The sequence below is a fragment of the Arthrobacter sp. THG-b23 genome (genome assembly GCF_059091265.1).
The window spans coordinates 15066-27072 of record NZ_JBNHGM010000006.1; the positions used below are offsets into that span (position 1 = coordinate 15066).

A 12007-nucleotide genomic window follows, 5' to 3' on the forward strand; every position below is an offset into this window, starting at 1 on the left:
CGAGCGTAGGGGAGTATCCCGAACACTGTGGACGTCAACACGCGGGGCATCGACGCCCCGCCGGGCGCAGTGGCCTGGCCGCAGAGCGGCAGGCGGAGAGACTTGCGGCGAACACTCGCACCCGCGCACCGCACACGCGCGGCATCTTCTGTGAAAGGCAAGGTTCCGTGTCGGACCAATTATCGCTGCCCTTTGAGGTCATTTCCTTCGTGGTTCTGGGCGCCATCCTGCTGTTCGACCTGCTGTACGTGGTCAAGCGGCCGCACGAGCCGTCCATGAAGGAAGCCGGCCTCTGGGTCGGTTTCTACGTCACCCTGGCGCTGATCTTCGCGGGCATGCTGTTCTGGCAGGCCGGCCCCGACTACGGCCAGGAATTCCTGGCGGGCTGGATCACCGAGTACAGCCTCAGCGTGGACAACCTGTTCGTCTTCATCATCATCATGGCCAGGTTCTCCGTGCCGAGGAAGTACCAGCAGGAAGTGCTGATGTTCGGCATCATCATCGCGCTGATCCTGCGGGGCATCTTCATCCTGCTGGGCGCGACGCTGATCGCCCAGTTCAGCTGGGTGTTCTACATCTTCGGGGCGTTCCTGCTCTGGACCGCCTGGAAGCAGGCAACAGACTCGGGCGAGGACGAGGAAGAAGGCTCCGAGTCCGGGCTGATTTCCCGGTTGACCAAGAAGCTGCCGGTCAGCGAGCACTACGACGGCAACAAGCTGCGCACCACCGTCGACGGCAAGCGCCTGTTCACCCCCATGGTCATCGTTTTCATCACCATCGGCATGACCGACCTGCTGTTCGCGGTTGACTCCATCCCGGCGATCTTCGGCCTCACCCAGAGCGCGTTCATCGTTTTCACGGCGAACATCTTCGCGCTGATGGGCCTGCGCCAGCTGTACTTCCTGCTGGGCGGACTGATGGACCGCCTGGTCTACCTCAAGCACGGGCTGTCGATCATCCTGGCCTTCATTGGCGTGAAGCTGATCTTCCACGCGCTGCACGAGAACGAGGTGCCGTTCATCAACGGCGGCCAGCATGTTGAGTGGATCCCTGTGATCACCACCCAGCTGTCGCTCGGCGTGATCATCGGGACCCTGGTGGTCGCCACGGTGGCCAGCCTGCTCAGCCCGGCCGGCCGTCAGGCAGCCATCGATGCAAGGCTGGCAAAGGACGCCGAACGCGCCAGGGCAAACAGCGAGGCGGACGCCGAGCCCGCCCAGTCGGATGCCGAGCCAGCCCGGTCGGATGCCGGGCCCGTCCAGTCGGACGCCGAGCGCGCCAAGTCCGACACCGAGTAACGGCGGTTCAACCGGTTGCAGGTCGACTAGGATCGGCGTGTGACCCGGCAACCAGACGCGGCGCTGAACGCAGACCCTCGCACGAGGGCCGTTCAGCGCCGCGTCGTTGTTTCCCTGTCCCTGGCCCAGCTGTTCAGCGGCTTGGGCCACGGCGCGGGGCTGGCCATCGGCTCGCTGCTGGCCGTGGAGCTGACCGGCAGCGAGGCCCTGGCAGGAACGTCCACCATGGCGATAGCCCTGGCCGGCGCGCTGGCGGCGCTGCCTTTGGCCGCTGTCGCCGCCTGTTCCGGACGCCGGCGGGCGCTCGTCACCGGTCTGCTGCTGGCCCTGCTGGGTTCGGCGTTGATGGCCCTGGCACCGGTCACCGGATCCTTTGCGGTGCTGCTGGCAGGCTCCGCCCTCTTGGGGGTCGGCAACGCGGCTAATCTGCAGGCCCGTTTTGCGGCGGTGGACCTGGCCGTGCCACAGCACCGCGGCCGGGATCTGGCCTTCGTGATTTGGTCCATCACGGTCGGTGCCGTGGCCGGACCTAACCTGATCCGCCCGGGCGCCGAGTTGGGCGCCGCGCTCGGGTTGCCGGAATCGTCCGGGCCGTTCCTGTTCTCGATGGCGGGCATGGCCATCGGCGCTGCGCTGCTGCTGGTGGGCCTGCGGCCGGACCCGTTGGGCTATGCGCGTTCACGCGGCCGCGGGGAGGCCCTGCCGGTCAACCGCCGCGGAACCCTGCTGACGGGCGTGGCAGCGGTCCGGCACCATCCCCTGGCCGCGCTCGGACTGGCGGCCGTGGTGGGCGCCCAGTTGGTGATGGTAGCGGTCATGTCCATGACGCCCGTGCACCTGCAGGCGCTGGATCATGCCGGCGGGCACCAGCACAGCCAGACAGACACGTTCGCCATCATCGGCTTCACGATCTCGCTGCATCTGGCCGGCATGTACGCCCTCTCGCCGCTGATGGGCTGGCTGACCGACCGTCTGGGACGCGCCCGGACCATCGTGGCCGGGCAGTTGGTCCTCCTGGCCGCGACGGCGCTGGCCGGGTTGGGACAGCAGGACACGTGGCTGGTGGGTGCCGGGCTGGTGCTGCTGGGCCTGGGGTGGTCGGCCTCGGTGATTGCCGGCTCCACGCTGTTGGCCGAGTCGGTGCCGGAGTCCGGTCGCGTGCCGGCACAGGGCCTGTCCGACACGCTCATGGGCGCCGCGGGGGCCCTGGGTGCGGCTTTGTCGGGCCCGCTGCTGGCGGCCTTGGGGTTCGCCGGCCTGAACGCGGCCGCCGCCGCCGTTGCCGTCGTCATACTGCTGGCACCGGTTCTTGCCGCCCGCAGCGGGGGCGTCCGGGCAGGAGTTGGTTCCGGCGACAGGAGCCCATCGTGAGCCACCGCCAGGTCTTCGAGGAACCCTCGAGCTGTCGGCGGAGAATTGCGTCATCGGTCAGGACACGTCGGGTCGTGAGATCATGCTGGTGTTTCCGGCCGACGCCACATTCGGTCAGGGGCAGGAACTGCTGACCGTGGAAGTCGAAGGCCGGTCTATGGCGATCGGAGGACCGGTATTCTTTGGCGGGGGAACCCTCCGACAGGACCAACTCGACCGACTCTCTGAGAGCGCGCCGGAGGGATGCCTTCGGAACGAAAACTTCTACGTACAGACCATCGGGTAAGGCATTCCGGTGCATTGCCGAGGCATGAGGGAAGGCAGCTAGCCCCGGACCATGCCGAGCAGGCGCTCGAAGACGGCCTCGCCGTCGTCGGCAATGCCGTCATGATGGAACTCTCCGGTTTCCCAGACCTGCAGCCCCTTCACCTGCGCGGCCGTTTCCAGCGACAGGCCGCGCTCCACGTAGATATCGTCGCGGTATACGGCGGCGGCGGCGGGCACGTCGTTCCCGGCCAGCCGGTCGGCGTCGTAGAGGGCCGGCCAGTCGGACTTCGCGGCCAGCAGCTCGGCAACCTCGCGCAGCGGCACCAGCGCCGGATCCTGCTCGAAGTACCAGGGATAGACCATCTCGCCGGTTAGCAGCGGCTCGGCCGCCTCCGGGGCGAACTGCGGGAAGTCGCGGAGTACGCGCCATGCCGCCCAGCCGGTCGCTTCGCCCTGGGCATAGATGGATTCGTGCATCAGGGCATAGAGCGGGTTGGCAGCACGGCTCACGAGTGCGGCGACCTGCTCCAGGAAGGAATCCGAGAGCCGCTGGCCGGACGGAGTCGGGACGAAGGCGTCCTCCAGCAGGTAGTGCAGGGCGTCGATCCGAGTGTTGCCGCCCAGATACGACCCAACCATCTGGAACCGGCCGGTGGTCAGCCGCTCGCCGGACGGCAGGTACTCGGGCACCGACTCCAGGTGTCGTGCGACGGCGGTGACCCGGGCCCGGTCTTCCGGGTAACGGGCGAAGTATTCCCGGTTGCGGGCTTCCACCCGGGGAAACGTGGCCCGGTAGACCCGGTCGGCTCCTCCCGCCAGCGGGGCCAGGCCGCCGGTGATCAGCACTTCCTTCAACCCCTCGGGTGCGAGGGAGAGGTAGGTCAGCGCACAGAAGCCGCCGTAGCTCTGTCCGAAGATGCTCCATGGTCCGCTGCCGAGTTCCTGCCGGATCAGTTCGGCGTCGCGCACGATCGAATCCGCGCGGAAATGTGCCAGGAAGGCCGCCTGTGCCGCGGCGTCGCCGCGCAACGGCAACGTCTGCCGGTTCACGGGGGAGGAGAGGCCGGTGCCGCGCTGGTCCAGCATCAGGATGCGGAAGGTCTTGGCCGCCTCCTTCATCCAGCCGGCCAACGACGTCACCCGGTTGCCCCGGCCGCCGGGCCCGCCCTGCAGGAACAGCAGCCACGGCAGCCGCGCAGCCGCGGCGTCGTCGTGTTCCAGGGAGGAATACTCGCGCGCGAAGATTTCCACGGTCTCGCCGTCCGGGTCCGCGTGGTCGAGCGGGACGTCGAAGAAATACCCGGCCGTCCTCATTCCACGGCTGCGGTGTGTGCCGGTCACCCGGTGTCCCGTCACGCGTGCACCTTGCCCGCTCCCGAGCCGAACGACGCGAGGGCGTCGCCGGCCAGCCGGAACGTTGACCATTCCTCCTGCGGCCGGGCGCCGAGGCTGCGGTAGAAGTCGATGGACGGGCGGTTCCAGTTCAGTACCGCCCATTCCACCCGGGCGTACCCGGACGCCACCGCGTGGCTGGCCAACGTCTGCAGCAGGGCCTTGCCGTACCCCCGTCCGCGGGCCTCAGGCCGGACGTACAGGTCCTCCAAATAGATCCCGTGTACGCCCTCCCAGGTGGAGAAGTTCCGGAACCAGAGAGCGAAGCCCTGCACGCCGCCGTCGTCTTCGGCGACATGCGCGAAGACGGACGGCTGAGCGGAAAACAGGGCGTCTTGCAGCTGTTCCGGCGTGGTTTTGACCGCATCCGGTTCCTTCTCGTACACCGCCAGATCGCGGATCAGGTCGAGGATGACGGGGACATCGGCTTCGTCGGCCGGGCGTATCACAGACATGACAAAAGCCTAGCGTCCCGGAGCGGGCGCTACGGCTTGAGCACCACCTTGATGCAGCCGTCGTCCTTCTTCTGGAATTTCTCGTACATCGCCGGCGCTTCGTCCAGCGGGGCAGTATGCGTGACCAGGTCGCCGACGCCGAGGGGATCTGCCGGATCGCCCGCCAGCGGCAGCACGTCGTCGATCCAGCGCCGGACGTTGCACTGGCCCATCCGCAGCGTGACCTGCTTGTCGAAGAGCGTGAGCATCGGCATGGGGTCGGCCTGGCCGGCGTAGACGCCGGACAGCGAGATGGTGCCGCCGCGGGCCACGGCGTCGATGGCGGCGTGCAGGACGGACAGGCGGTCCAGGCCTGCGGTCGACATCAGCTTTTTGGCCACGGCGTCGGGGAGGAGCCCGACGGCGAACTGTGCGGTGGCCGCAGCCGTCGCGCCGTGCGCTTCCATGCCGACGGCGTCGACCACCGACTCCGGCCCGCGGCCCTGGGTCGCGTCACGCAGTTCGTCGGCGATCCTCGGGCCCCACTTCAGGGTCTCGATGCCGTGCCTGCGGGCCATTTCCAGCCGCTCCGAAACAAGGTCGACACCTATGACGCGGTGGCCCAGGTGGCGGCCGATGCGGGCGGCGAACTGGCCGACCGGCCCGAGCCCGAAGACCGCCAGCGTGCCTCCGTCGGGAACCTGGGCATAGGCCACTGCCTGCCAGGCGGTCGGGAGGATGTCGGAGAGGAACAGGTATTGCTCGTCCGGCGCCTGGCTGTCCTCGATCTTGATGGGACCGTAGTCCGCGTGGGGGACGCGCAGGAACTCGGCCTGCCCGCCCGGAACAGAGCCGTAGAGCTCCGTGTAGCCGAACAATGCAGCGCCCGAACCCTTGTCCTTGACCTGCGTGGTTTCGCACTGCGATTGCAGGCCCCGGCTGCACATGTGGCAGCGCCCGCACGCGATATTGAAGGGAACCACGACCCGGTCGCCGGGCTTCAGCCCCGGCACGGCGCTGCCGGTCTCCTCGACGATCCCCATCGGTTCATGGCCCAGGACGTCGCCGGGGGACAGGAACGGGCCGAACAGTTCGTAGAGGTGCAGGTCGGACCCGCAGATGGCGGTGGAGGTGACCCTGATGATGGCGTCGGTCGGTTCCCGCAGGACCGGGTCCGGAACCTGTTCGACGCTCAGCTTCCGTTTGCCTTGCCAGGTCAGTGCTTTCACTATCGTCTCCCTGTCGCGTCGCCGGGGGAGCACACCCTGCGCCCCGCGGAAGGTAAGTGTGCTTATTACCCTAGGGTCGCTGCCAAGCGCCTGCAAGCGGCCCCGAACCCCGCGGCTCCGCGATCAGGCCAAGCGGCCGGCCGGTCCGACGTCGAGAACCCGGACCGCTGCAGCTCCCGTCTCGTTGCTGGCGGCAAGGTCGACTTCGGCGCTGATGCCCCAGTCCCGGTTTCCGGCCGGGTCATCGAAGATCTGCCGCACCTTCCAGACCGCCGGCTGCTCCTCGATGATCAGCAGCGCCCGTCCGCGCGCATCGGGCCCGACGCCGATGTCGTCGTACTCCTCGAAGTAAGCGTCCATGGCGTCCGCCCAACGGTCGGCGTCCCAGCCCGCATCGGCGTCCAGTGCACCCAGTTCCTCCTCCTGCTCGTCGGCGAACAACTCGACCCGGCGGAACAGCTCGTTGCGCACCATGACGCGGAAGGCCCGGATGTTGTCGGTCAGCTTGGGTGGCTCCTGCGTGAAAACCGACTCGGCGGCGTGCTCGGCCGCCAGATCCGCCGCGCCCTTGCCCGCGGCCAGTTCTTCCCATTCGTCCAGCAGGCTCGAGTCGACCTGCCGCACCAGCTCACCCAGCCAGGCGATGATGTCGGCCAGGTCCTCGCGCAGGGCCTCGGCCGGCACGGTCTGCCGCAGCGCCTTGTAGCCGTCGGTCAGATAGCGGAGCACTATGCCCTCGCTGCGGGCCAGCCCGTAGAACTGCACGAATTCGCCGAAATTCATCGCCCGTTCGTACATGTCACGGATTACGGACTTCGGGGCAAGTTCAAAGTCGCCCAGCCAGGGCGCACCGTGCCGGTAGGTCTCGAAGGCGGCCTCGAGCAGCTCGGCCAGCGGCCGCGGGTAGGTCACCTCGTCCAGCAGTGCCATCCGCTGGTCGTATTCGATGCCGTCGGCCTTCATCGCGGCCACCGCTTCGCCGCGGGCCTTCTTCTCCTGCGCGGACAGGATCTGGCGGGGCTTCTCCAGCGTGGCCTCGATGATTGAGACCACGTCCAGTGCGTAGCCGCCGTCCTCCGGGTCCAGCAGGTCCAGACTGGCCACGGCGAAAGGGGAAAGCGGCTGGTTCAGCGCGAAATTCGGCTGCAGGTCCACCTTGAGCCGGACGAGGTGCCCGTTCTCATCCGGTGCGTCCAGGCGTTCCACCAGGCCGGAGACCACCAGCTCCCGGTAAATGCCCAGTGCCTTCTTGATCAGCTTCAGCTGCGAGGCGCGTGTTTCGTGGTTGCGCGTCAGCAGCCGCTTGGCGGCGGCGAACGGGTCCCCGGGGCGCTCCAGGATGTTCAGCAGCATCGCGTGGCTGATGGTGAAGCTGGATGTCAGGGGCTCGGGGTCGCTCTCCACCAGCTTGTGGAAGGTCGGTTCGCCCCAGCTCACGAAACCGGTCGGCGGCTTCTTCTTCGCCACCTGGCGAAGTTTTTTCTGGTCGTCGCCGAACTTGGCCACCGCCTTGGCCATCGCCTTGGTGTTCTCCACCACGTGTTCCGGGGCCTGCACGACGACGGTGCCCGCCGTATCGTACCCGGCCCGCCCCGCGCGGCCGGCGATCTGATGGAATTCGCGCGCATTGAGCAGCCGGGTGCGCACGCCGTCGTACTTGCTCAAGGCGGTGAGCAGCACGGTCCGGATGGGCACATTGATGCCCACGCCCAGCGTGTCCGTGCCGCAGATGACCTTCAGCAGCCCGGCCTGGGCCAACTGCTCCACGAGCCGGCGGTACTTGGGCAGCATGCCCGCGTGGTGGACACCTATGCCGTGCCGGACCAGGCGGTTAAGGGTCTTGCCGAAGCCCGCCGCGAACCGGAAACCCGAGATCAGCTCGGCAATGCGGTCCTTCTCCTCCCGGGTGCAGACGTTGATGCTCATGAGATTCTGGGCGCGCTCAATGGCTTCCAACTGGCTGAAGTGCACCACATAGACGGGAACCTGCCTGGTGGAGAGCAGTTCCTCCAGAGACTCCTGCACGCTGGTCTGCACATAGTAGTAGTGGAGCGGGATGGGACGCTCCGCCGAGCTTACGGTGACCGTCGTCCTGTCGGTGAGATCGGTGAGCTCCTTCTCGAACCGGGTCACGTCGCCCAGCGTCGCGGACATCAGCAGGAACTGCGCCTGCGGCAGTTCCAGCAGCGGCACCTGCCAGGCCCAACCGCGCTGCGGATCGGAGTAGTAGTGGAACTCGTCCATGACCACCGTGCCGAGGTCCGCGGCGGAGCCTTCCCGCAGCGCGATGTTGGCCAGGATCTCGGCGGTGCAGCAGATGATCGGGGCATCCTGGTTGACGGCCGAGTCGCCGGTGACCATGCCGACGTTCTCCGGTCCGAAGATGTCGCACAGGGCGAAGAACTTTTCCGAGACGAGCGCCTTGATGGGTGCCGTGTAGTAGCTGACGGACCCGGTGGACATGGCGTGGAAGTGGGCGGCGATCGCGACCAACGACTTCCCCGACCCGGTGGGGGTGGCCAGGATGACGTTGTTGCCGGTGACCAGCTCCATGACGGCTTCGTCTTGGGCGGGGTAGAGCGACATCCCACGGGATTCGACCCACTCGATGAACCGGGTGTAGACGTCGTCGGGATCTGAGGCAGTGCCGGTGTCCGGCAGGAGCTGGAGGAGATTCATGTTCTTCCCAGCTTAGGCGGTGGTGGCCCCGCGCCATGCGGGCGCCCATGGTCCTCCGCCGTGGCGGGGGCGTGGCGTAACGTACTGCCCATGCACTGGGACCCGCACAAGTATGTGGAATTCGCCGACTACCGCGACCGGCCGTTCTTTGACCTGACCGGACGGATAGCTGCCGCCGACCCCGCCGTGGTGGTGGATCTGGGCTGCGGTCCCGGCGGCCTGACGGCAGCGCTCGCGGAACGCTGGCCGGGTGCCAGCGTCACCGGAGTGGACTCCTCACCCGAGATGATCCGGCAGGCGCAGCAACGGCACACATCGGCCACGGTGGAATTCGTCGCGGGGGATATCCGTACCTGGACGCCTCCGGCAGGCCTGGATGTACTGGTTTCCAACGCCGCGCTGCAGTGGGTGCCCGGGCACCAGGACATCATGCGTTCCTGGCTGCGCGCCATGAAGCCCGGCGCCTGGCTCGCCGTGCAGGTACCGGGAAACTTTGCCGCTCCGTCGCATGCGCTCATGCGCGCGCTCGCCGGCTCACCGCGATGGCAGCGCCGCCTGGACGGGGTGCTCCGCCACGAGGACGCAGTGTCCGAGCCACAGGACTATTTCGAGCTGCTCTCGGACGAAGGCTGTGAAGCCGACGTCTGGGAAACGACCTACCAGCAGTTGCTCCACGGCGCGGATCCGGTCCTGGAATGGGTCAGGGGAACCGGCCTGCGCCCCGTCCTGGCCGCGCTCCCGGCGGCGGAAGCGGCCAAGTTCGAAGCCGAGTACGCCACGCTGCTGCGCGACGCCTACCCGGCCAGCGAACACGGGACCCTGTTCGGATTCCGGCGTATTTTCGCGGTGGGGCGCAAGCTCGGCTGAACCTGCCCTCCGGTGGCGCTCGCTGGACGGACCCCGCCTCAGGGCGTGGGAGTACCGCCGTTGACATTCAGCGTCTCGCCGGAAACGTAGCTCGACTCCGGCGAGGCCAGGAAGACGTAGGCCGGGGCAAGTTCGGTGGGCTGCCCCGCGCGTCCCAGGGGCACATTCTTGCCGAACTCCGGTAGTTTCTCCTTCGGCTGGCCCGCGCTGACCTGCAACGGGGTCCAGAACGGGCCGGGGGCCACCGCGTTAACGCGGATGCCGCGGCTGGCCAACTGCTGGGCGAGGCCCTTGGTGAAGTTGTTGATCGCGGCCTTGGTGGAGGCATAGTCAAGCAGGACCGGCGAGGGGTTGTAGGCCTGCACGGACGTGGTGTTGATGATCGTCGAGCCCGGCGGCATGTGCGGCACCGCGGCCTTGGTGATCCAAAACATGGCAAAAACATTCGTGCGGAACGTGTCCTCGAACTGTTCGTCGCTAATGTCTTCGATCTTCTCGACGGCGATCTGGCGCCCTGCGTTGTTGACCAGGACGTCCAGCCCGCCCAGCTGTTCGACGGCCTGGGCGACGAGTTCGCGGGAAGCGGCGGCGTCCGAAATGTCGCCCGGCAGCAGTACCGCCTTGCGCCCTTCCTTCTCAATCACCGAAGCGATGTGCTGTGCGTCGGACTCCTCGGCGGGCAGATAGGACAGGGCGACGTCTGCTCCTTCCCGGGCAAAGCCGACGGCCACGGCGGCGCCGATGCCGGAGTCGGCCCCGGTGATCAGCGCCTTGCGGCCGGTCAGCCTGCCGGTGCCGCGGTACGACTGTTCGCCGCGGTCGGTCTGCGGCTCCAGGTCTTTGTCCAGCCCGGGCTCCGGCTGGCTCTGCTTGGGCGGCGAGATACTGGGAAAACGGTCAACGGGATTCTGGAAGGTGTACTGATCGGACGTCATGTCTGGCTCCCTTCTTGCGGCCGCATCGAAAGCTCCGCCGGCACCCTTGGTGCTGCGCTGGATGGAAAGGCGGGGCCGGGGCGGCCGGCATGGTCAGTATGCTGATCGTTTGCCACCCTACGCTGTCGTGCATCGGTCGTACAGCCGGCCGTTGCCGGCCCTTCTCCGTGAGGATCCGGAACGACGACGTGCACGCTGCCGGCGAACCGCCTAAGGTCAGCAAGCTTTCTACTTGGGCCGCGGCGGGGTAATCTGGGGGCTGGACCTGTAGGAAAACCTGAACCGAAAGAGGTGCTGATATGGGTATGGGCGACAAGTTCGATGCTGCGAAGGACAAGGTGACCGGCAAGGTCAACGAAGCCGTCGGCGAGGCGAGGGATGACAAGTCCCAGCAGCTGAAGGGCAAGGGCCAGCAGGTCGAGGGCGGGGCCAAGGACAAGATCGCCGATGCCAAGGCCCACCTGAACGAGGACGCCGACCGCGTTGCCGACGACACTGAAGGCGGCGCCAGGCGCTAAACCGGTTCTTTTGTCTCTGATCCCCCGTGGGCCACTGGCTCACGGGGGATCTGTCGGTTAAAGCGGTGCTGGTGGCCACGCAGGTTCCCCGATGCCGGCGTCCCTCAGGGGGCGCCGGAACTTCCAAGGCGTGGCCGCGACCGGCAACAAAAGGGGGATGGACAGGAAAACCGCGCCCGCGCCGGGGGAGGCGCCGGCTACCCTTCAATTCCCACGCAGCCTGTGGTAATTGTAAGTAACCTTATAAATCAGCTTGGCGTGCTCGCCCCTGCTGGCTGGACGACGCGCTAAGCGGCTCGAACTACCTGAAGGGACTGATATCCGTGACTACCGCAAGGGAAATCATGACCGGTGGTGTTGAATGCATCGGAGAGAACGAGACGCTGGAGCTGGCGGCCCAAAAAATGCGGGACCTCGACGTCGGGTCGTTGCCCATCTGTGGTGAGGACAACAGGCTCAAAGGCATGGTCACGGACCGGGACATTGTGGTGAAGTGCCTGGCCGACGGAAGGGATCCGCGCACGATCAAAGCGGGCGAGCTGGGCCAGGGCAAGCCGGTGACGATCGGGGCCGATGACAGTATCGAAGAGGCCATCAGAACCATGCAGGACCACCAGGTGCGCCGGCTGCCGGTCATCGATGGACACGACCTGGTCGGAATTGTCAGCCAGGCCGATGTCGCCCGCAACTACCCGGAAGACCGCGTGGGTGAACTGGTCGAGTTCATCTCCTACTGATTTCCGGTGGCCATCATGTCGGAGCAGTTGCCGGAGGCGTATGCCAAGTACCTGGCAGGATGTGAACCAACCCAAGCCGACGCCATCCTGCCGGTGCTGAAGCAATCGGCCGCGGACGGCGAGCGCGGTGTGCTGGTGCGGTTCCTCCCCAACGAAGTACAAGCCATGGCGACCGAGGAGGTCCCGTTCGGAACGATCCGGGAAGAACGCTACGACGAATAAACCGCCGGCCCGCCGTTGGCCGGAGGCCCGGGGTGCCGTGAGCATTCCGGGCTGCAGC

Annotated in this window: 11 protein-coding genes; 6 read left to right on the forward strand and 5 right to left on the reverse strand. The window is 67.0% G+C overall.

The features are described 5' to 3' along the window. Window positions 1-167 precede the first annotated feature (167 nt). Together AC5RVD_RS11765 and AC5RVD_RS11770 are read left to right on the forward strand one after the other, a co-directional pair. Window positions 168-1298, forward strand: coding sequence for a TerC family protein (locus tag AC5RVD_RS11765; RefSeq protein ID WP_494127009.1), 1131 nt, complete (start codon window positions 168-170; stop codon window positions 1296-1298). 39 nt (window positions 1299-1337) lie between these two features. Further along, window positions 1338-2669: an MFS transporter gene (locus AC5RVD_RS11770; RefSeq protein ID WP_494127010.1), complete on the forward strand. Its 1332-nt coding sequence runs from the start codon at window positions 1338-1340 to the stop codon at window positions 2667-2669. Window positions 2670-2993: 324 nt separating this feature from the next. Here AC5RVD_RS11770 and AC5RVD_RS11775 read toward each other — a convergent pair whose 3' ends face one another. The 4 genes from AC5RVD_RS11775 to AC5RVD_RS11790 all read right to left on the reverse strand — a co-directional run bounded on the left by AC5RVD_RS11775 (window position 2994) and on the right by AC5RVD_RS11790 (window position 8670). Further along, window positions 2994-4250 (reverse strand): alpha/beta fold hydrolase, encoded by a 1257-nt coding sequence (locus AC5RVD_RS11775; protein ID WP_494127100.1) that lies wholly within the window; start codon window positions 4248-4250, stop codon window positions 2994-2996. Window positions 4251-4288: 38 nt separating this feature from the next. Next, complete coding sequence (locus AC5RVD_RS11780; RefSeq protein ID WP_494127011.1) at window positions 4289-4783, reverse strand: GNAT family N-acetyltransferase; 495 nt, start codon at window positions 4781-4783, stop codon at window positions 4289-4291. Window positions 4784-4812: 29 nt separating this feature from the next. Then, window positions 4813-5991 carry a zinc-dependent alcohol dehydrogenase gene (locus AC5RVD_RS11785; RefSeq protein ID WP_494127012.1) on the reverse strand — a complete coding sequence of 393 codons (1179 nt, stop codon included), beginning with the start codon at window positions 5989-5991 and terminating at the stop codon, window positions 4813-4815. Window positions 5992-6114: 123 nt separating this feature from the next. Then, on the reverse strand, window positions 6115-8670 hold the full coding sequence (locus tag AC5RVD_RS11790; protein WP_494127013.1) for a DEAD/DEAH box helicase: 2556 nt from the start codon (window positions 8668-8670) through the stop codon (window positions 6115-6117). 90 nt (window positions 8671-8760) lie between these two features. On the opposite strand from AC5RVD_RS11790, the gene AC5RVD_RS11795 reads away from it, so the two are divergent. Further along, window positions 8761-9537, forward strand: a complete 777-nt coding sequence (locus AC5RVD_RS11795) for a trans-aconitate 2-methyltransferase (RefSeq protein ID WP_494127014.1) — start codon at window positions 8761-8763, stop codon at window positions 9535-9537. A gap of 38 nt (window positions 9538-9575) precedes the next feature. Here the strand turns inward: AC5RVD_RS11795 and AC5RVD_RS11800 are convergent, their stop codons facing one another. Next, window positions 9576-10472: a glucose 1-dehydrogenase gene (locus AC5RVD_RS11800; RefSeq protein WP_494112762.1), complete on the reverse strand. Its 897-nt coding sequence runs from the start codon at window positions 10470-10472 to the stop codon at window positions 9576-9578. A gap of 299 nt (window positions 10473-10771) precedes the next feature. Between AC5RVD_RS11800 and AC5RVD_RS11805 the strand changes: the two genes are divergently transcribed. From AC5RVD_RS11805 to AC5RVD_RS11815, 3 genes are all read left to right on the forward strand, one after another. Further along, window positions 10772-10990, forward strand: coding sequence for a CsbD family protein (locus tag AC5RVD_RS11805; protein ID WP_494108793.1), 219 nt, complete (start codon window positions 10772-10774; stop codon window positions 10988-10990). A gap of 323 nt (window positions 10991-11313) precedes the next feature. Continuing rightward, window positions 11314-11727 carry a CBS domain-containing protein gene (locus AC5RVD_RS11810; protein ID WP_494112760.1) on the forward strand — a complete coding sequence of 138 codons (414 nt, stop codon included), beginning with the start codon at window positions 11314-11316 and terminating at the stop codon, window positions 11725-11727. A gap of 6 nt (window positions 11728-11733) precedes the next feature. After that, on the forward strand, window positions 11734-11949 hold the full coding sequence (locus tag AC5RVD_RS11815) for a hypothetical protein (protein WP_493987309.1): 216 nt from the start codon (window positions 11734-11736) through the stop codon (window positions 11947-11949). Window positions 11950-12007 lie beyond the last annotated feature (58 nt).

Bases quoted from the DNA above. Each gene is read 5' to 3' on its own strand.
- AC5RVD_RS11805 (WP_494108793.1), top strand. From the start codon at position 10,772: ATGGGTATGGGCGACAAGTTCGATGCTGCGAAGGACAAGGTGACCGGC.
- AC5RVD_RS11795 (WP_494127014.1), top strand. From the start codon at position 8,761: ATGCACTGGGACCCGCACAAGTATGTGGAATTCGCCGACTACCGCGAC.
- AC5RVD_RS11775 (WP_494127100.1), bottom strand. From the start codon at position 4,250: ATGAGGACGGCCGGGTATTTCTTCGACGTCCCGCTCGACCACGCGGAC.
- AC5RVD_RS11790 (WP_494127013.1), bottom strand. From the start codon at position 8,670: ATGAATCTCCTCCAGCTCCTGCCGGACACCGGCACTGCCTCAGATCCC.
- AC5RVD_RS11780 (WP_494127011.1), bottom strand. From the start codon at position 4,783: ATGTCTGTGATACGCCCGGCCGACGAAGCCGATGTCCCCGTCATCCTC.
- AC5RVD_RS11800 (WP_494112762.1), bottom strand. From the start codon at position 10,472: ATGACGTCCGATCAGTACACCTTCCAGAATCCCGTTGACCGTTTTCCC.